Origin of the sequence: Micromonospora sp. NPDC005252, assembly GCF_042872475.1 — a bacterium.
Classification (GTDB): domain Bacteria; phylum Actinomycetota; class Actinomycetes; order Mycobacteriales; family Micromonosporaceae; genus Micromonospora.
Window position 1 is genome coordinate 440,370 of record NZ_JBIAKN010000004.1, and the last position, 16,963, is coordinate 457,332.

At 73.1% G+C, this 16,963-nt stretch carries 20 protein-coding genes; 11 read left to right on the forward strand and 9 right to left on the reverse strand.

The features are described from left to right. Nucleotides 1-2: 2 nt before the first annotated feature. Nucleotides 3-764, reverse strand: a complete 762-nt coding sequence (locus ACFYPH_RS15035) for a TetR/AcrR family transcriptional regulator (RefSeq protein ID WP_387182065.1) — start codon at nucleotides 762-764, stop codon at nucleotides 3-5. Nucleotides 765-845: 81 nt separating this feature from the next. On the opposite strand from ACFYPH_RS15035, the gene ACFYPH_RS15040 reads away from it, so the two are divergent. After that, on the forward strand, nucleotides 846-2,444 hold the full coding sequence (locus tag ACFYPH_RS15040; RefSeq protein ID WP_387182067.1) for an MFS transporter: 1,599 nt from the start codon (nucleotides 846-848) through the stop codon (nucleotides 2,442-2,444). Here the strand turns inward: ACFYPH_RS15040 and ACFYPH_RS15045 are convergent. The 4 genes from ACFYPH_RS15045 to ACFYPH_RS15060 all read right to left on the reverse strand — a co-directional run bounded on the left by ACFYPH_RS15045 (nucleotide 2,434) and on the right by ACFYPH_RS15060 (nucleotide 5,872). Then, the gene (locus tag ACFYPH_RS15045) at nucleotides 2,434-2,937 is read right to left on the reverse strand and encodes a hypothetical protein (RefSeq protein WP_354860983.1); all 504 of its coding nucleotides are present in this window, start codon (nucleotides 2,935-2,937) and stop codon (nucleotides 2,434-2,436) included. The two genes, ACFYPH_RS15040 and ACFYPH_RS15045, sit on opposite strands and share 11 nt — an antisense overlap. A gap of 66 nt (nucleotides 2,938-3,003) precedes the next feature. Continuing rightward, on the reverse strand, nucleotides 3,004-4,635 hold the full coding sequence (locus ACFYPH_RS15050) for an ATP-dependent DNA helicase RecQ (RefSeq protein WP_354860982.1): 1,632 nt from the start codon (nucleotides 4,633-4,635) through the stop codon (nucleotides 3,004-3,006). A 73-nt stretch (nucleotides 4,636-4,708) separates the two neighbouring features. Continuing rightward, entirely contained in the window at nucleotides 4,709-5,659 is a 951-nt protein-coding gene (locus tag ACFYPH_RS15055; protein ID WP_387182071.1) for a TIGR03557 family F420-dependent LLM class oxidoreductase, read from the reverse strand. Between the two features lie 87 nt (nucleotides 5,660-5,746). Next, entirely contained in the window at nucleotides 5,747-5,872 is a 126-nt protein-coding gene (locus ACFYPH_RS15060; RefSeq protein ID WP_255421242.1) for a hypothetical protein, read from the reverse strand. Between the two features lie 216 nt (nucleotides 5,873-6,088). Between ACFYPH_RS15060 and ACFYPH_RS15065 the strand changes: the two genes are divergently transcribed. Further along, entirely contained in the window at nucleotides 6,089-7,582 is a 1,494-nt protein-coding gene (locus ACFYPH_RS15065; RefSeq protein WP_387182074.1) for a glycoside hydrolase family 3 protein, read from the forward strand. Nucleotides 7,583-7,597: 15 nt separating this feature from the next. Here the strand turns inward: ACFYPH_RS15065 and ACFYPH_RS15070 are convergent, their stop codons facing one another. Together ACFYPH_RS15070 and ACFYPH_RS15075 are read right to left on the reverse strand one after the other, a co-directional pair. Beyond that, a complete protein-coding gene (locus tag ACFYPH_RS15070) occupies nucleotides 7,598-7,885 on the reverse strand; it encodes a GNAT family N-acetyltransferase (protein WP_363938878.1) in 288 nt (95 codons plus the stop codon). Next, nucleotides 7,882-9,108, reverse strand: a complete 1,227-nt coding sequence (locus ACFYPH_RS15075) for a cysteine desulfurase-like protein (protein WP_387182078.1) — start codon at nucleotides 9,106-9,108, stop codon at nucleotides 7,882-7,884. The genes ACFYPH_RS15070 and ACFYPH_RS15075 overlap by 4 nt, the downstream gene beginning before the upstream one ends. 75 nt (nucleotides 9,109-9,183) lie before the next feature. Here ACFYPH_RS15075 and ACFYPH_RS15080 point away from each other — a divergent pair, with 75 nt between their 5' ends. The 7 genes from ACFYPH_RS15080 (at nucleotide 9,184) to ACFYPH_RS15110 (ending at nucleotide 13,532) form a co-directional block, all read left to right on the forward strand. After that, entirely contained in the window at nucleotides 9,184-9,549 is a 366-nt protein-coding gene (locus tag ACFYPH_RS15080) for a hypothetical protein (protein WP_354860975.1), read from the forward strand. A 58-nt stretch (nucleotides 9,550-9,607) separates the two neighbouring features. Continuing rightward, the gene (locus ACFYPH_RS15085; protein ID WP_387182082.1) at nucleotides 9,608-10,429 is read left to right on the forward strand and encodes a DUF1206 domain-containing protein; all 822 of its coding nucleotides are present in this window, start codon (nucleotides 9,608-9,610) and stop codon (nucleotides 10,427-10,429) included. Between the two features lie 81 nt (nucleotides 10,430-10,510). Further along, nucleotides 10,511-11,734: a mechanosensitive ion channel domain-containing protein gene (locus ACFYPH_RS15090; RefSeq protein WP_354860972.1), complete on the forward strand. Its 1,224-nt coding sequence runs from the start codon at nucleotides 10,511-10,513 to the stop codon at nucleotides 11,732-11,734. Between the two features lie 245 nt (nucleotides 11,735-11,979). After that, nucleotides 11,980-12,414, forward strand: a complete 435-nt coding sequence (locus ACFYPH_RS15095) for a phage holin family protein (RefSeq protein WP_007458124.1) — start codon at nucleotides 11,980-11,982, stop codon at nucleotides 12,412-12,414. Then, nucleotides 12,411-12,773 (forward strand): DUF3618 domain-containing protein, encoded by a 363-nt coding sequence (locus ACFYPH_RS15100; protein WP_355136272.1) that lies wholly within the window; start codon nucleotides 12,411-12,413, stop codon nucleotides 12,771-12,773. Before ACFYPH_RS15095 ends, ACFYPH_RS15100 begins: the two co-directional genes overlap by 4 nt. Continuing rightward, nucleotides 12,770-13,042 carry a DUF4235 domain-containing protein gene (locus tag ACFYPH_RS15105; protein WP_354861985.1) on the forward strand — a complete coding sequence of 91 codons (273 nt, stop codon included), beginning with the start codon at nucleotides 12,770-12,772 and terminating at the stop codon, nucleotides 13,040-13,042. The genes ACFYPH_RS15100 and ACFYPH_RS15105 overlap by 4 nt, the downstream gene beginning before the upstream one ends. A gap of 286 nt (nucleotides 13,043-13,328) precedes the next feature. Then, nucleotides 13,329-13,532 (forward strand): cold-shock protein, encoded by a 204-nt coding sequence (locus ACFYPH_RS15110; RefSeq protein ID WP_013732668.1) that lies wholly within the window; start codon nucleotides 13,329-13,331, stop codon nucleotides 13,530-13,532. Between the two features lie 103 nt (nucleotides 13,533-13,635). Here the strand turns inward: ACFYPH_RS15110 and ACFYPH_RS15115 are convergent, their stop codons facing one another. Together ACFYPH_RS15115 and ACFYPH_RS15120 are read right to left on the reverse strand one after the other, a co-directional pair. Continuing rightward, nucleotides 13,636-13,830 carry a hypothetical protein gene (locus ACFYPH_RS15115; protein ID WP_354861983.1) on the reverse strand — a complete coding sequence of 65 codons (195 nt, stop codon included), beginning with the start codon at nucleotides 13,828-13,830 and terminating at the stop codon, nucleotides 13,636-13,638. A 94-nt stretch (nucleotides 13,831-13,924) separates the two neighbouring features. Further along, nucleotides 13,925-14,908 (reverse strand): aldo/keto reductase, encoded by a 984-nt coding sequence (locus tag ACFYPH_RS15120; protein ID WP_387182088.1) that lies wholly within the window; start codon nucleotides 14,906-14,908, stop codon nucleotides 13,925-13,927. Nucleotides 14,909-14,991: 83 nt separating this feature from the next. On the opposite strand from ACFYPH_RS15120, the gene ACFYPH_RS15125 reads away from it, so the two are divergent. After that, complete coding sequence (locus ACFYPH_RS15125; protein WP_354861979.1) at nucleotides 14,992-15,786, forward strand: trans-aconitate 2-methyltransferase; 795 nt, start codon at nucleotides 14,992-14,994, stop codon at nucleotides 15,784-15,786. After that, nucleotides 15,783-16,805: an adenosine deaminase gene (locus tag ACFYPH_RS15130; RefSeq protein ID WP_387182091.1), complete on the forward strand. Its 1,023-nt coding sequence runs from the start codon at nucleotides 15,783-15,785 to the stop codon at nucleotides 16,803-16,805. Before ACFYPH_RS15125 ends, ACFYPH_RS15130 begins: the two co-directional genes overlap by 4 nt. Nucleotides 16,806-16,963: the final 158 nt, after the last annotated feature.

The window sequence follows — 16,963 nt, forward strand, 5'->3', positions numbered from 1 at the left end:
CCTCAGGCCGCTCGGCGGGCGATCAGCGCCTCGATGCCGTCGAGGATCCGGTCCAGGCCGAACGTGAACTCGTCGTCCGGGTCGTCGTCCTGGTCGAGGACGCCGGCGTTCAGCACCCGCAGCAGCGCGGGGAAGCGGACCGGGTCGATGAGACGCCCCACCATCCGGCGGTACGCCGGCATCATCTCGCCCGGCTCGACGCCGGCCGCCCGGCTGCCCTCGGCGATCTGGTTGGTGAGCGTGGCCTCGTTGCGGACGTACCCGGTGATCAGCAGGAGGATCGACATCTTCTCGCCTTCGGGCAGGGTGGTGCCGTCGAGGCAGCGCAGCCCGTCCTCCATCCAGTCGAGCTGCTGAGGGGTGATCGGCGGGCCGGTGATCGGCACGTGCAGCAGCCAGGGGCGCTGTCGCAGCACGTCGTGTTCGGCCCAGGCCCAGCGGGTCAGGCGGGCGCGCCAGTCGTCGTCCGGCGAGGCCGGGCCGGGCGACGGGCCGTACCCGGCGTCCACCATGAGCGTCAGCAGCTCGTCCTTGGAGGCGACGTGCCGGTAGAGGGCCATGGTGGCCGCGCCCAACTCCTTGGCCACCCGGCTCATCGAGACGGCCGGCAGCCCGTCGGCGTCGGCGACCCGTACGGCGGCGTCGACGATGGCGGGCACGCTGAGGCCGGGTCGGGGACCCCGCGGTGGCCGCCCCCGCAGGCCCCAGGCGCTCTCAATGGCCGGCGGGAGCGCCGGGCCGCTGTCGTCTTTCGTCTCCGCCACATTTCCTCCTTGCCCCGCCATCCTAGTTCTGCGTATGGTCTACGCATAACAGCGTACGCCATACGCAGAAGGAGTTCTCCCATGACAGCGACGACCGCACCGGCACCCCGCGCGGGCCGGCGGGAATGGATCGGATTCGCGGTGCTGATGCTGCCGCTGCTCCTGGTCTCGATGGACGTGTCGGTGCTCTACTTCGCCGTCCCGTTCATCAGCGAGGAGCTGCGGCCCACCGCAACCCAGCAGCTCTGGATCTTCGACATCTACGGCTTCGTGCTCGCCGGACTGCTGATCACCATGGGCGCCCTCGGCGACCGGATCGGCCGGCGTCGGCTCCTGCTGCTGGGCGCCACCGCGTTCGGCGCCGCGTCCCTGCTGGCCGCGTACGCCGACAGCGCCGCGACGCTGATCGCCGCGCGCGCCGTGCTCGGCGTCGGCGGGGCCACCCTGATGCCGTCCACGCTCGCCCTGGTGCGCAACATGTTCCACGACGCCAAGCAGCGGGGCACCGCGATCGGCATCTGGACCGCCACGCTCACCGGCGGCATCGCCATCGGACCGGTGCTCAGCGGCGTCCTGCTGGAGCACTTCTGGTGGGGCTCCATCTTCCTGATCAACATTCCGGCGATGCTGTTGCTGCTCCTGCTCGCCCCGGTCCTGGTGCCCGAGTTCCGCAACCCGGTGCGCGGGCGGTTCGACCTGGTCAGCGCGGCGCTGTCGCTCGGCGCGCTGTTGCCGGTGATCTACGGCATCAAGGAGATGGCCCGCGACGGCGTCAGCGCGGTCCGGGTGCTGGCCGTCGTCGCCGGTCTGCTCGTCGGGGCGCTCTTCCTGCACCGGCAGCGGACCCGGGCGTACCCGATGGTCGACCTGGCGCTGTTTCGTCGCCACGGCTTCGCCGGGTCGCTCGCGGTGAACCTGCTGGCGATGTTCGCCCTTGTCGGGTTCGCCATCTTCACCACCCAGCACCTGCAACTGGTGCTCGGCCTGAGCCCGCTGCGGGCGGCACTGTGGAGCCTGGTGCCGTCGCTGGCGGTGGGCGGCGTGGCCCCGGCCGCCGCCGCGCTCGCCCAGCGTGTCGAGCGGGCGTACCTGATCGGCGCCGGCTTCGCGATCGCCGTGCTCGGGTTCGCGGTGCTGACTCGGGTCACGCCCGAGACGCCGCTCTGGCTGCTGCTGGTCGGCGCCAGCGTGTACGCGGGCGGCCTGGTGATGGTGATGTCGCTGGTCACCGAGCTGGTCCTCGGTGCGGCGCCGCCGGAGCAGGCCGGTGTCGCCTCCGCCCTGACCGAGTCCAGCAGCGAGCTGGGCGGCGCGCTGGGGATGGCCATCCTGGGCAGCGTGGGCGCCGCGATCTACCGCCGCGAGTTCCTCGACGAGCTGCCGGCCGGGCTGCCGGTGGACGCCCGCGACGCGGCCGGGGAGACGCTGGGCGGTGCCCTCGCCGTGACCCGGGGACTGCCGGCGGAGGTGGGTGACGCGGTGCTGCACGCAGCCCGGTTCGCCTTCACCGACGGGCTGCACCTCGCCGCGATCGCCGCCATGGTGGCGATGGTCCTGGGCGCGGCGACCGCGCTGGTGACGCTGCGCGGCGTCCGGCCGGCCGACCCGGCGGCGCTGGCCGCCGAGCCGACCGAACCGAACGGTACGCCGCTGTCGGAAGCGTCGTCGGTCAGTCGTTGAGCACGTGCGCGAGCCGGTCGCGGAACCGCCGCTCGGAGTCGCTGACCGACTCGCCGCCGAGGCCGAGCAGCCCGCCGCTGGACGCGGCGCCGACCACCTGCTCGGCGATCTTCACCAGCCAGTGCTTGTACGCGCCGGCCTCGCCCTCGTCGACCCGGGCGGCCAGCAACGCGGACGCCTCGCCGGCCCGCACCAGCACGTCGTCGATCATCGCGCCCGGGTCGGCGGGCGCGATGACCGGCAGCTCCTCGCCGCTGTCCGGGTCGCCGACCCGCGCGACGATCTCGCCGGCCACGGCGGCGACCAGCGGGCTGGCCGACTCCCGGCCCGCGGCGATGGTCTCCAGCCCGGCCGCGTTCTCCGCCATGGTCCGGCGGGTGCCGTCGGACTCGGCGGCGCTCGCCGCGGTCAGCACCGACTGCGGGAGGCCGACCAGCAGCCCCCACTCCCCGTCGGAGAAACCGAAACCGGTGTACGCCGGCTGCTCGATCACGGCAACGCCCCTTCCGCCCTGCTCAGTGTGTCAATCCACGGGCCCCGCACCGGTGCCCGGGTCAGGCTAGTCCAGGGTCAGCAGACCCTGCTCGGACACCACGCGCACCGACAGGGTCTTGTACCCGACCTCATCGAAGAGAACCGTCATCTTGTCGTCCTCGTAGGAGAGCACCAGGCCGTGCCCCCACTCCGCGTGGCGCACCTGGCTGTGCACCGGAAACGGCCCGACCGCGCCCTGGTCGGCCACGCTGGTGCCCCGGTGGCAGTTGTCGCAGTGCGCGCAGACCTCGGTCATCTGCTCGCCGAAGTAGGCCAGCAGGGTCTGCCCGCGACAGGCGGTGGTCTCGGCGAAGGCCCGCATCATGTCCGTGCGGGAGCGGGTCACCGTCTGCTGGCGTTCCGCCTCGGCCAGCGCCGCGGCCGCCGCGTCGGTCGGGGTGGGCGAGTAGCGGGGCGCGGCGATGCGCTGCCGGGCGCGCGGCTCGGCGGCGCCGGCCTGCTCCAGCAGCGAGAGGTACTGGCCCAGCTTGCGCGGGCCGAGGCCGGTGGCCTCGCGCAGCTCGGTCTTGGTGGCCGGCTTGCGGCGCAGCAGCGCGGCCAGGTCACGCAGCTCGTCGGGGTCCGGCAGGCCGCCGCTGAAGAACCGTTGCAGGCCCACGTCCTCGGCCTGCCAGAGCAGCAGCACCCGGGCCGGCTGTCCGTCACGTCCGGCCCGGCCGATCTCCTGGAAGTAGCTGTCCGGCGAGTCGGGTAGCGCCATGTGCACCACCCAGGCGATGTTGGGCTTGTCGATGCCCATTCCGAACGCCGAGGTGGCCACCATGATCGGCACCTGGTCGGCGAGGAACGCCTCGTGCAGCTCGTTGCGCGCCCCGGCCGGCATCCCACCGTGGTAGAACTGCGCCGGGAAGCCCGCGTCGGTCAGCCGGGCGGCCAGCTCCTCGGCCGACCTGCGGGTCGGCACGTAGATGATCCCCGGTCGCTCGTCGTCGCGCAGCAGCGCGATCAGCCGCCGCCACCGGTAGTCCTCGGTGGGGCAGTGCGCCACCTCCAGGAACAGGTTGGACCGGTCCAGCCCGGACACCACCACCTCGGGCTCGCGCAGCCGCAGGCGGGCGATGATGTCGTCGCGTACCGGCGGGGAGGCGGTGGCGGTCAGCGCGACCACCGGCGGCCGGCCGATGCCCTCGATGAGGTGGCCCAGCGCCAGGTAGTCGGGCCGGAAGTCGTGCCCCCAGGCGGAGATGCAGTGCGCCTCGTCGATCGCCACCAGCGCCGGCTTCAGCGCGGCGACCTCGGCCATCCGGTCCGGGTTGCTCAACTGCTCCGGCGTGATGAACAGGAACTCCGCCCGGCCCGACTGGATCTCGGCGATCGCCTCGGCCTGCTGCGCGGCCGACTCGTTCGAGCTGATCCGCACCGCCCGCAGCTCCGGACGCTGACGCTCGTTCAGCGCCGCGATCTGGTCCTGTTGCAGCGCCAGCAGCGGAGAGATCACCACGGTCGGGCCGGGGATCAGGCTGGCCGGGATCTGGTAGATGGCCGACTTGCCGGCGCCGGTGGGCAACACCACCAGGGCGTCACGTCGCTTCATCACCGCGCGCATGGCGGCGAGCTGGTTGGGCCGCAGCGCTTTCCAGCCGAAGAGGCTCCGCGCCGCGCGGCGCAACGTCATCGAATGCGTGGACAGTTTCATCGAGGGCCGGAGGTACCCGAGCCCACGACCGCCGAAACGCGTTCGGCGATCATGGGCTCGGCGGGTCGGTGGCTCAGCGCAGGCGGGGGAGCACCTCGCGCTGGTAGAGGTCGAACAGGCCCTGGTAGTGCGGGCCGGTGTTGGCCACGTACACCTCGTCGAAGCCGGCCTTGGCGTACTTGTCGATCATCTCCAGGTGCGCGTCGGCGCTGTTGCCGCAGACGAACGCGTCGCGCACCATCTCCGGCGTGACCAGCTCGGCGGCCTGCTCGAAGTGGCGCGGCGAGGGCAGCACCTGGGACAGCTCGCCCGGCACCCCGGCATTGGGCCAGCGCTCGTACGCGATCCGCGCGCCCTCGGACTCGCTGGCCGCGTACGCCGCCTTGAAGCCGGCCTGGCACGGCTTGTCGCCGCCGCCGTTCTCCCTGAAGCGCCGGACCATCTCACCGTCGGGCATGGTGCTCACGTAGCCGTCGCCGATGCGGGCGGCCAGTTCGATGGCCTTCGGGCCGAAGCCGGAGACGTAGATCGACGGCGGCGTGTCGGGCAGCGTGTAGATCCGGGCGTTCTCCACCGTGTAGTGCTTACCGCGGTGGTTGACGAAGCCGCCGTCCCACAGCTCTCGCAGCACCTCGACGGCCTCCTCCAGCATCTCCAGCCGGACGTCGGCCGGCGGCCAGGCGTCGCCGAAGATGTGCTCGTTGAGCGCCTCGCCGGTGCCGACGCCGAGCACGAACCGCCCGCCGTGCAGCACCGCGCTGGTCGCCGCCGCCTGGGCGATCACGGCCGGGTGGATCCGCACGGTCGGGCAGGTCACCGCCGTGGTCACCGGCAGCGAGCAGACCTGGCTGAGCGCGCCGATCATCGACCAGACGAACGGGCTCTGGCCCTGCGCGTCCACCCAGGGGTGATAGTGGTCGGAGATCCACAGCGCCTCGAAGCCGGCCCGTTCGGCGCCGCGGGCCTGCTCCACCAGCTCGGCCGGCGTGAACTCCTCACTGGACAGAAAGTAACCGATCTTCATCGCTTCCCCTTCGGCGCGCGGACCAGCTGATGGGGAAGCCGTACCCCGGTCGCGGTCGGCCACACCGGTAGGCCGGGGCCTGATCGCTCACCGCCGGCCGAACATCGCCCGGATCGCCGCGAGCAGCAGGAGGGCGCCGACCACCAGGCCGAGCAGGCGTACGCCGGGGATGTCGGCCGGGCTCGTGGCGTCGGCCAGCAGGGCGGGGTCCATCCCCGCACTCTCCCGGGAACGGTGCGGCCGGGCAACTGTAAGGTTTATTGACTATTGAATCGCTCGGTGTGACCATGGCAGCACCGCCTGCCGGTGGCGGTGCGCCGAGGGCGCGCGAGAGATGGGGTACGGGGGCCGCATGAGCGAGCGCAACCAGCGGGTCGGCGGCAACGCGCCGACGCCCGCGACCGACGCCGAGCGTTTCGGGGCCACGGCGTGACCGCGCCCGCCGGGCACCTTCCGGCGCTGGCCGCCGCCGTCCTGCAACCCGGGTTCGTCGGCACCACGCCGCCACAGTGGGTGTGCCGCTGGCTCGGCGAAGGGCTCGGCTCGGTGGTGCTCTTCGCCCGCAACGTCGTCGACACCGCCCAGGTGGCGGCGCTGACCGCCACGCTGCGCGCCGAGCGGCCGGACGTCATCGTGGCGATCGACGAGGAGGCCGGCGACGTCACCCGGATCGAGTCCGCCCGGGGCAGCACCCGGCCGGGGAACTTCGCCCTCGGCGCGGTCGACGATCCGGCGCTGACCGAGGCGGTCGCCCTCGACCTCGGCGTCGAGCTGGCGGCGGCCGGGGTGACCCTCGACTACGCGCCGGACGCCGACGTCAACTCCAACCCGGCCAACCCGGTGATCGGCGTCCGGTCGTTCGGGGCCGACCCGGCGCTCGTCGCGCGGCACACCGCCGCCTGGGTCCGCGGGTTGCAGCGCGGCGGCGTGGCCGCCTGTGCCAAGCACTTCCCCGGGCACGGTGACACCCGCGTCGACTCCCACCACGACCTGCCCCGGATCACCGCCGACCGGGCCCGTCTGGACGCCTGCGAGCTGGTGCCGTTCCGCGCCGCCGTGGCGGCCGGCGTGCAGGCGGTGATGACCGGCCACCTGCTGGTGCCCGCGCTCGACGAGCGGCTGCCGGCCACGTTGAGCCAGCGCATCCTGGGCGGGCTGCTCCGCGACGAGATGGGTTTCTCCGGCGTGGTGGTGACCGACGCGGTGGAGATGCGCGCGGTCGCCGACCGGTACGGCTTCGCCGGCGCGGCGGTGCGGGCGCTGGCCGCCGGGGCCGACGCGATCTGCGTCGGTGGTGAGCGGGCCGACGAGGGGGCGGCCCGGGAGCTGCGCGACGCCATCGTGGCCGCCGTCGTCTCCGGTGAGCTGCCCGAGGAACGCCTCGCCGAGGCCGCCAAGCGGGTCGGGCAGCTCGCCGCCTGGACGGTGGCCGCCCGCGCCGCCCGCTCGGGCGCCGTCCACGGGGCCTCCGACGTCGGGCTGGTCGCCGCCCGTCGTGCCGTGCGGGTCACCACCGGCCCGGACGCGTCGAGCGCGCTGCCGCTGACCCGCGCCGCGTACGTGGTCGAGTTCGAGCCGCCGCGCAACATCGCCATCGGCGCGGAGACCCCGTGGGGCATCGGGGAACCGCTGGGCGAGCTGCTGCCCGGCACGACGACGGTGCGCCACGCCGAGCCCGACGTGCCCGCCGACCCGGGCGCCGGGGCCGGCGACCGTCCCCTCGTCCTGGTGGTCCGTGACCTGCACCGGCACGAGTGGATGCGCGCGGCGGTGCGGCGTGCGCTCAGCGCCCGGCCCGACGCGGTGGTGGTCGAGCTGGGCGTGCCCGAGCTGGTCACCGGGTCGGCCCATCTGGCCACCCACGGCGCCACCCGGGCCAGCGGGCAGGCCGCCGCCGAAGTGCTGACCGGCCGGGCCCGCTGACGCCGACCCGTTCGGTTACGGCTGCTCGGCGACCAGGTCGGCGTACTCGGGGTGCTTGTCGATGAACGCGGCGACGAACGGGCACTGCGGCACCACCCGGCCGCCGCGGGCGCGCACCTGATCCAGGGCGCCCCGGATCAACGCGCTGCCGACGCCCTTGCCCTGGAAGCCGCTGTCCACCTCGGTGTGGGTGAAGACCAGCACCTCCCCACGGGGCAGGTACGCGGTGAAGCCGGCCAGCGCGTCGTCGACCAGGATCTCGAAGCGGTTCTTGGCGGGGTTGTCCTCGACGAGGGTGCTCACCGGGCCATTGTCCCCGTCCGGTCGGCCACCGCGTCGAGTTCGGCCAGCAACCGGTCCACCTCGTCCGCCGTGTTGTAGTGGTAGATGCTGGCCCGCACCGCGCCGCCGCTGTCGCGCAACCCCATCGTCTGGAAGTACTCGTAGGCGTAGTAGTCGCCGGACGACAGGCAGAACCCGGCGTCGCCCAGCGCCTGCTGGGTCGCCGCCGGCGACATCCCGGCGACCCGGAACGAGACCGTCGGGCAGCGCCGCGCCGGCGAGCCGTAGACGGTGATCGCGGGCCGCGCGGCGAGTCCGGCGAGCAGCCGGTCCAGCAGCGCCTCCTCGTGCGCCTGCGCGGCGGCCAGTCCGGCCCGCAGCCGCGCCCGGCGGTCACCGACCGCGTCCGGGTCCAGCCCGGCGAGGTGGTTCACCGCGGCGGTCACGCCGGCCAGCAGCGCGAAGCTCGGGGTGCCGTACTCGAAACGGTCCGGCGCCGCGTCCGCGGACGGCACCAGCTTCGCCGGGCGCAGCGCCGCCCACCGGGCCGGGTCGGCGACCATCGCGGCCAGGTGCGGCCCGGACCACTTGTACGCGCTGGTGACCAGCACGTCCGCGCCGAGCGACGCCAGGTCGGTCGGCCCGTGCGGCACCGAGTGCACCCCGTCGACGCAGACCAGCGCCCCGACGGAGTGCGCGATCTTGGCGATCGCCGGCACGTCCGGCACGGTGCCGATGGCGTTGCTGCCGGCGGTCACCGCGACCAGCCGGGTCCGCTCGCCGACCAGGTCGGCGTACTGGCCGGTGGGCAGCTCGCCGGTGTGCCTGTCGAACTCGGCCCAGCGCACCGTCGCGCCGGCGGCCTCGGCGGCCTGCACCCACGGGCGCACGTTGGCGTCGTGGTCGAGCCGGGACACCACCACCTCGTCGCCCGGCCGCCAACCAGCGCCGAGCGTACGGGCCAGGGTGTACGTCAGCGCGGTGGCGCTCGGGCCCAGCACCACCCCGTCCGGCTCGGCGCCGAGCAGGTCGGCGACCGCCGAGCGGGCCGCCGCCACCAGCTCCAGCGAGCGGCGGCCCGGCTCGAACGCGGCGCTGCGGTTGCCGACGGCCGCGCGCATGACGTCGGTGACCGCGTCGATCACACCGGCCGCGGTCTGGGTGCCCCCGGCGCCGTCGAAGTGGACGAAGCCCTCGGTCAGGGCGGGATAGGCGGCCCGGATACGGGCGATGTCGAAGGCCATGCCCGGACCCTAGCCGGGATGCGTTGCGCGCTCGCCCTCGCCTGGGCGTCGCGGACGTCTCGTACCCTTGGCGAGGTGACGAACCGACCCGCCACCATCCCCCTGCCCCCCGTCCGCCGCGCCGCCGGCCTCTTCGCCGGCCTGGCGCTCGGCCTCGCCGTGCTCGCCGGTTGCAGCTCCCAGGGCGCCTCCACCGACTGCGGGCTGGACGCCTGCACGGTCACCTTCGAGCGGGGTGTCGACGCGAGCGCCACGATCCTGGGCGTCGAGGCCAAGCTGGTCGGGGCCGAGGGCGACCAGGTGACCGTCGAGGTCGCCGGCGAGCAGCTCACCCTCACCACCGGCCAGCAGGCCACCGAGGCCGGCGGCTTCGCGGTCACCCTCGACAGCGTCACCGACCAGCAGGTCAAGATCCGCGTTTCCCGCAACCCGGGCAACTGACCTGGCGGGCGGCGGTGGCCGACGTTTGGGGATCTTCGAAATCGGAGATTGTGGCCGCATGTCACTCACCCGTAGCGCCGAAGCCACCGCCTCCCGAACGGCGGACAGCCGGTGGCTGGAACTCCTCGCCCGGGCCGGCTTCATCGGCTACGGCATCGTCCACCTGCTCTTCGCCTGGCTGGCCCTGCAGATCGCGTTCGGCTCGTCGTCCGACGACGGCGACCAGTCCGGCGCGCTGCGGACGCTCGCCGCGCAACCGCTGGGCAAGTTCCTGGTCATCGCCACCGCGGTCGGCCTGCTCGCCATGGCGATCTGGCAGGGGTTGGAGGCGGCGGTCGGGCACCGCGCCGAGCGGGGCAGCAAGCGGGTCACCGAACGGCTCGCCTCGGCCGGCCGGACCATCGTCTACCTCTACTTCGCCTGGACCGCGTTCAAGGTCTTCTCCGACGCCGGCTCGAACAGCGCCGACCAGCAGGAGGCGCTGACCGGCAAGCTGATGACCTCCACCGGGGGCCGCTGGCTGGTCGGCCTCGCCGGGCTGGTGCTCGCCGCCATCGGCGTCGGTCTGGTGATCTACGGGATCCTCAAGAAGTTCGAGAAGCACCTGAAGACCGGCGAGATGAGCCCGAAGACCCGCAAGCTGGCCCGCCGGCTGGGCATCGCCGGGTACGTCGCGAAGGGCGTCGCGTACGGCATCGCCGGCCTGCTGGTCATCGTGGCGGCGGTGAACTACGACCCGGAGAAGGCCCGCGGTCTGGACGCCGCGCTGCACACCCTTGGCGAGCAGTCGTACGGCACCTTCCTGCTGACCCTGGTCGCCCTGGGCATCGCCTGCTTCGGCGTCTACTGCTTCCTCCAGTCCCGGTACCGCAAGGTCTGAGCTGGTCGATACCGGGGACGTCGGGCACTATTGGGCTTTTGCCCGAACTACCGCCCCCGGTCGAAGGGAAGCGCCCCACTCGTGCAGAGCTATCTCGAAACGGCCGTCGCCGCGCTCGCCGCGGCGGCGGTCGCCCTTTTCCTGGTCGGGGTCATCCACCGGCTCACCCGACGGTTCGGTCGCCGCTCGCTGTTGATGACCGAGTTGACCGACCACGCGCACCGCCCGTTCCAGGTCGCCGTCACGGTGCTCGCGGTGCAGTTCGCCATCCGCTTGAGCACCGGGTACGCCGTCGGTGAGAGCTGGCGGCGGCTGCTGCTGCACCTGCTGGTGCTCTGCGTGATCGCCAGCGCTGCCTGGCTGGTGGCGGCGCTGCTGATCGTCGTGGAGGACACCGCGCTCGCCCGGTTCCGCGTCGACGTGCCGAACAACCGGCACGCCCGACGGGTGCGTACCCAGGTGGTGATGCTGCGGCGGCTGACCGTCGCGGTGATCGTCATCCTGACCGTCGGCGTGATGCTGATGACGTTCCCGAGCGTGCGCGGTATCGGCGCCGGCGTGCTGACCTCCGCCGGTGTGGTCGGTGTGGTGGCCGCGCTGGCCGCCCAGAGTCTGCTCGGCAACGTCTTCGCCGGGCTGCAGCTCGCCTTCAGCGACGCGGTCCGCCTCGACGACGTGGTGGTCGTCGAGGGGGAGTGGGGTCGGATCGAGGAGCTGACCCTCAGCTACGTGGTGGTCCAGATCTGGGACGACCGGCGGCTGATCCTGCCCACCTCGTACTTCACCAGCACGCCCTTTCAGAACTGGACCCGGACCGAGGCGGCCGTGCTCGGCACCGCCGAGTTCGACGTCGACTGGGCCGTGCCGGTGCAGACCATGCGGGAGGAGCTGCGCCGGCTGGTCGAGGGCACCGAGCTGTGGGACGGCCGGGTCTGCGTCCTGCAGGTCACCGACGCCACCGGCGGGACGGTACGGGTGCGCGCGCTGGTCAGCGCCGCCGACGCGGGCAGCCTGTGGGACCTGCGCTGCCTCGTCCGCGAGCACCTGGTGGCCTGGATCCGGGACAACCGGCCCACCGCGATGCCCCGGATGCGCACCGAGCTGGGCGACGCCAGCAGCAACCTGCCGTGGCAGTGGGTCCAGCCCCGGCGGCCGACCCGCCGTCCGGGCGCCACCGAGGCCCCCGACGACGCGCGCGTCTTCGGCGGCAGTGACGACGGCGACGCCCGCAGCGAAGCCTTCGTCGGCCCCGACGAAACCCCCACCCCCACCCCCACCCCCAGTCCCGCCACCCCCACCCGCTGATTCCGGTGATCAAGAGGTTTGCGCCACGGAAAGCGCGACTCCTGACGCAAACCTCTTGATCACCGTCAAAGGGGGGTGGGCGGGGAGGTTTGGGTTGGCTTTGGCGGGGGACCTGCTGCCGGACATCTCTGTCGGCGATCGGCGCGGCAACCGGGCAACAGGAACGGTCACCGACTCGGGGCGCTCTAGGATTGACGAGCGGCAACTCCGGGCATACAGCGCGGTGATGAGAAAAGGAGGACAGCATGGCTGACGTGGCAAATGCCCGCACATCCCGCAATGGGAGCGAGCCCTCCACCGCCGAGCTGGTGCAGCGGGCCACCGAACAGGTCTCCCGTCTGGTGCGAGATGAACTGGCGCTGGCCCGGGCGGAGTTGACCCAGAAGGGCAAGCACGCCGGTATCGGGATCGGCCTGTTCGGCGGCGGCGGCGCGCTGGCGTTCTACGGCCTGGGCGCGCTGGTCGTCACGGCGATCCTGCTGCTCGACCTGGTGCTGCCCGCCTGGGCTGCCGCGCTGATCGTCGCGGTGGCTCTCTTCCTGGTTGCCGGCATTCTCGCGCTGGTGGGAAAGAAGCAGGTCAGCCGTGCGGTCCCGCCGATGCCGGCGGCAGCGGTCCGCAGCCTCCGGGCTGATGTGGACACCGTCGCCGCCGCCGTGAAGGACAGGGGCCGGGCATGACAGGCAACGGGAGGGGCGACACCGAGGCCCTCCGCGAGGAGATCCGCCGCACCCGGGTCGAGCTGGGCGAGACGATGGAGGCGCTGGCCGCCAAGGCGGACGTCAAGGCCCGCCTGAAGGAGTCCGCCGAGCAGGCGCGGGAGCGGATGCGCGAGCAGGCGGCGCAGACCATGGCCCGGGTCCGCGGGCAGGCCGCCCGCGGCGCCGGGATGGCACGCGCCCAGGCGTACGACAAGGGCGGCCTGGTCCGCGAGAAGAGCGAGCTGGTTCGACGCAACCCGGTGCCGTGGGCGGCGATTGCCGCCGGCGCGGTGGCCACCGTGGTGGTGCTGATGATCGTGCGGGGGAGGCGTAGGTGAGCAAGAGCATCGGCAGGGTCGCGTACCGGCCGGTCGGCGTGTTGTTGGGTATCGCCGCGGGTACGGTGGCCGGCGCGATCTTCCGGCAGGTCTGGAAGGTCACGGCGGGCGACGGCGAGGCGCCCAACGCCACCGACGAGGACCGCGGCTGGGGCGAGATCCTGGCCGCCGCGGCGTTGCAGGGGGCCATTTTCGCGGTGGTCCGCGCCGCTGTGGACCGGGGTGGAGCGGTCGGCGTGCGCCGGATGACCGGCCACTGGCCGGACTGACCGACATCGACGTGAGGCCCCCTTCCATATCGACGGGAAGGGGGCCTTTCGCACGGCTCCGCACGCCGCCCAGCGACCTCGGGCATCCGTCAGGTCACATGTCGGAGAAATTCGTCGGACAGGTCGTGCAGACTTTTTGCGTACGTGATTTGCTGTTCCACGCTGTTGCGAGATGGCGTGGGTTGAGAGAAGTTCCCTTCGTGGGGGCCGCCTCAGACGCCGCTGCTCGAAAACGGCCAATCGGCCGCACGGCGTGCACGGCCGCCAGTTTTAGAAGGAGATACACATGGCGCAGGGAACCGTGAAGTGGTTCAACGCTGACAAGGGCTTCGGCTTCATCACCGTCGACGGCGGGGGTGCTGACGTGTTCGTCCACTTCTCGGCCATCCAGTCCAGCGGCTACCGCACGCTGGAGGAGAACCAGCGAGTGGAGTTCGAGATCGCCCAGGGTCAGAAGGGCCCGCAGGCCGAGCAGGTCCGTCCCCTCTGACGAGGGTGGCCGGCCCCCGCCGGTCAGTGGACGACCCGGCGAGGGGTCGTTGCAGTAAAGCCCCGTATCCCTTCCGGGATGCGGGGCTTCCCACGTTCATCAGTCAGCGTCGACGGCGCGAGCGCAGGCCCAGCCAGATGACGACCAACCCGGCCAGGGCCACGATCGGGCCGATCACCGCCCAGATCCGCTCGTCGGTCATCGCGCTGCCGCTGACGTAGCCGAGGCCCTGCACCGTCCACACCGCACCGACCACCACGGCCAGCAGGCCGAGGGTGAGCGTCAGCCAACCCCTCATCGCGGGCCCTCCTTCCCGGATCGGGCGGCGCGCCGCCCCCGGGTCCCAGCATCGCCGTTGCGGTGGCGCGACGCGAGCACCCGGGGTGGGCGGCTCACCACCGGTCGTGCACCTGCGGGCGGATCAGCTCGTCGTAGACCTCGCGTACGCCAGCCAGTTGCGCGGCCGTGAGCGGCTGCAGGTCGGCCGCGGCGGCGTTGCGCCGGGCCTGCTCGGCGTCGCGGGCGCCGGGGATGACGACTGTGACACCGGCCTGGTCCAGCACCCACCGCAGCGCGAACTGCGCCATCGTACGGTCGGAGTCGACCAGCGGCGCCAGCCGACGGACGGCCGCGAGCCCCTGCGCGTAGTCGACGCCGGAGAACGTCTCGCCCACGTCGAACGCCTCGCCGTGGCGGTTGTAGTTGCGGTGGTCGTCGGCGGGGAACTCGGTGTGCTCGTCGTAGCGGCCGGAGAGCAGGCCGCTGGCCAGCGGCACCCGGGCGATGATGCCGACTCCGGCCTGCGCGGCTGCCGGCAGGACGCGCTCCAGCGGCTTGTGCCGGACGGCGTTGAGGATGATCTGGACGCTGGCCACGCCGGGCCGGGCGATGGCGGTGAGCGCCTGGTCGCAGGTCTCCACGCTGACCCCGTACCCCGCGATGGCCTTCTCGGCGACGAGGGTGTCCAGGGCGTCGAAGACCGCGTCGTCGGCGAAGACGGCGGTCGGCGGGCAGTGCAGCTGGACCAGGTCCAGGGTGTCCACTCCGAGGTTGGCCCGGGACCGGTCGGTCCACTGCCGGAAGTAAGCCAGGGTGTACGCCTCCGGCCGCTGCTCGACGCGCCGGCCCATCTTCGTGGCGACGGTCAGGCCTGCGTCGGGCCGGGAGCGCAGGAAGCGGCCGATCAACTGCTCGCTGCGGCCGTCGCCGTACACGTCGGCGGTGTCCAGGAAGGTGACTCCGGCGTCCACGGCGGCGCTGAGCACGGCCATGGCGTCGGCCTCGGTGACCGTGCCCCAGTCGGCGCCGAGCTGCCAGGCGCCCAGGCCAACCACTCCGACAGTCCGGCCGAGCCGGTTGAAGTTGCGCTGTTCCATGCCCCCGAGCCTAGTGATCGGGTTGCCGGCCTGCCAGGCGAGCCGTACCGTCAACAAGACGGACGTACGGTTTGGAGGCGGAGATGTGGGATCCGACGACGTACCTGCGCTACGGCGACGAGCGCTCCCGGCCGTTTCACGACCTGCTCGCCCGGGTCCCCGCCGTGCGGCCCCGGACGGTGGTCGACCTCGGCTGCGGGCCCGGCCAGCTCACCGCGACCCTCGCCGAGCGCTGGCCGGACGCCCGGGTCCGCGGCCTCGACTCCGCGCCGGAGATGATCGACCGGGCGCGCGCCCTGCCGACCCCGGTCGAGTTCGCCGTCGCCGACCTGCGCGACTGGCGCCCGGCCGGCGACGAGGACGTGGTGGTCACCAACGCGGCCCTGCAGTGGGTGCCCGGCCACCAGGAGCTGCTGCGCCGCTGGGCCGCCGACCTGCCCGCCGGCGCCTGGCTCGCCATGCAGGTCCCCGGTAACTTCGACGCCCCGTCGCACCGGGCGCTGCGCGAGGTCGCCGGCCGACCGGCCTGGCGTGCCGAGCTGACCCCGCTGCTGCGCGCCGACCCGGTCGACGACCCGGCCGACTACGCGGAGCTGCTGACCGCCGCCGGCTGCGCGGTGGACGCCTGGGAGACTACCTACGTGCACCTGCTGCCGGCCGAACCCGCCGCCGACCACCCGGTGCTGGCCTGGATGGAGGGCACCGCGCTGCGCCCCGTCCGGGCCGCCCTGGACGCCGCCGGCTGGTCGGCCTTCCGGGCCGAGCTGGGCGTACGGCTCGCCGCCGCGTACCCGGCGCGGCACGGCCAGGTGTCCTTCCCGTTCCGCCGCGTCTTCGTCGTCGCCCGCACCGGCGCTCATGCCCAGGAGAACCCGTGACCGACCTGACCACCTTCATCGCCGGCCTGCCCAAGGTGGAGCTGCACGTGCACCACGTCGGCTCCGCCTCCCCCCACATCGTCGCCGAGCTGGCCGCCCGGCACGAGGGTCGCTCGCCCGTCCCGGCCGACCCGGCGGCCCTGGCCACCTACTTCGAGTTCCGCGACTTCGCCCACTTCGTCGAGGTCTACCTGAGCGTCGTCGACCTCATCCGCGACCCGGAGGACGTCTGGCTCCTCACCCACGAGGTGGCCCGGGAGCTGGCCCGCCAGCAGGTCCGCTACGCGGAGCTGACCATCACCCCGTACTCGCACGTGCGCCGGGGCATCCCCGCGCCGGCGTTCTGCGAGGCGATCGAGGACGCCCGCAAGCGCGCCGCCGCCGACTTCGGCCTTGAGCTGCGCTGGTGCTTCGACATCCCCGGCGAGGCCGGCCTGCCGGCGGCCGAGGAGACGCTGCGCATCGCGCTCGACGAGCGCCCGGACGGGCTGATCAGCTTCGGTCTCGGCGGCCCCGAGATCGGCGTACCCCGGCCGCAGTTCCGGCCCTACTTCGACCAGGCCCGCGCGGCCGGGCTCCGCTCGGTGCCGCACGCGGGCGAGACCACCGGCCCGCAGACCATCTGGGACGCGCTGAACGAGCTGGGCGCCGAGCGGATCGGGCACGGCATCTCCGCCGCCAAGGACCCGGAGCTGCTCGCGTACCTGGCCGAGCGGCAGATCGGGATGGAGATCTGCCCGACGTCCAACGTACGGACCCGGGCGGTGGCCAACCTCGACGAGCACCCGCTGCCCCGGCTGGTCGAGGCCGGGCTGCTCGTCACCATCAACTCCGACGACCCGCCGATGTTCGGCACCACCCTCAACGACGAGTACGCGGTGGCCGCCCGGCTGCTCGGGGCGGGCCCGGGGGAGCTGGCCGCCCTGGCCCGCAACGCGGTGACCGCGTCCTTCCTGGACCCGGCCGGCAAGCAGCGGATCACCGCCGAGATCGACGCGTACGTCGCCAGCGCCGGCTGACGCCGGTCGGGCTGGGCCGCTCGGGTGAGCGGGGCGCGCGGCGGGAGCGTGGGTGTGGGGGGACCTGAGACTCCCGCCGCGCGCGCGGCTCCACCGGCCCGTGGGTGCGCGGTGCGCTGGCCGGTGGAACTGGTGGGTTCGTGCTCTGATCCTGTCAG

Bases quoted from the DNA above. Each gene is read 5' to 3' on its own strand.
- ACFYPH_RS15040 (WP_387182067.1), top strand. From the start codon at position 846: ATGACAGCGACGACCGCACCGGCACCCCGCGCGGGCCGGCGGGAATGG.
- ACFYPH_RS15050 (WP_354860982.1), bottom strand. From the start codon at position 4,635: ATGAAACTGTCCACGCATTCGATGACGTTGCGCCGCGCGGCGCGGAGC.
- ACFYPH_RS15055 (WP_387182071.1), bottom strand. From the start codon at position 5,659: ATGAAGATCGGTTACTTTCTGTCCAGTGAGGAGTTCACGCCGGCCGAG.
- ACFYPH_RS15060 (WP_255421242.1), bottom strand. From the start codon at position 5,872: ATGGACCCCGCCCTGCTGGCCGACGCCACGAGCCCGGCCGACATCCCC.
- ACFYPH_RS15075 (WP_387182078.1), bottom strand. From the start codon at position 9,108: ATGGCCTTCGACATCGCCCGTATCCGGGCCGCCTATCCCGCCCTGACC.
- ACFYPH_RS15085 (WP_387182082.1), top strand. From the start codon at position 9,608: ATGTCACTCACCCGTAGCGCCGAAGCCACCGCCTCCCGAACGGCGGAC.
- ACFYPH_RS15095 (WP_007458124.1), top strand. From the start codon at position 11,980: ATGGCTGACGTGGCAAATGCCCGCACATCCCGCAATGGGAGCGAGCCC.
- ACFYPH_RS15100 (WP_355136272.1), top strand. From the start codon at position 12,411: ATGACAGGCAACGGGAGGGGCGACACCGAGGCCCTCCGCGAGGAGATC.
- ACFYPH_RS15110 (WP_013732668.1), top strand. From the start codon at position 13,329: ATGGCGCAGGGAACCGTGAAGTGGTTCAACGCTGACAAGGGCTTCGGC.
- ACFYPH_RS15115 (WP_354861983.1), bottom strand. From the start codon at position 13,830: ATGAGGGGTTGGCTGACGCTCACCCTCGGCCTGCTGGCCGTGGTGGTC.
- ACFYPH_RS15120 (WP_387182088.1), bottom strand. From the start codon at position 14,908: ATGGAACAGCGCAACTTCAACCGGCTCGGCCGGACTGTCGGAGTGGTT.
- ACFYPH_RS15125 (WP_354861979.1), top strand. From the start codon at position 14,992: ATGTGGGATCCGACGACGTACCTGCGCTACGGCGACGAGCGCTCCCGG.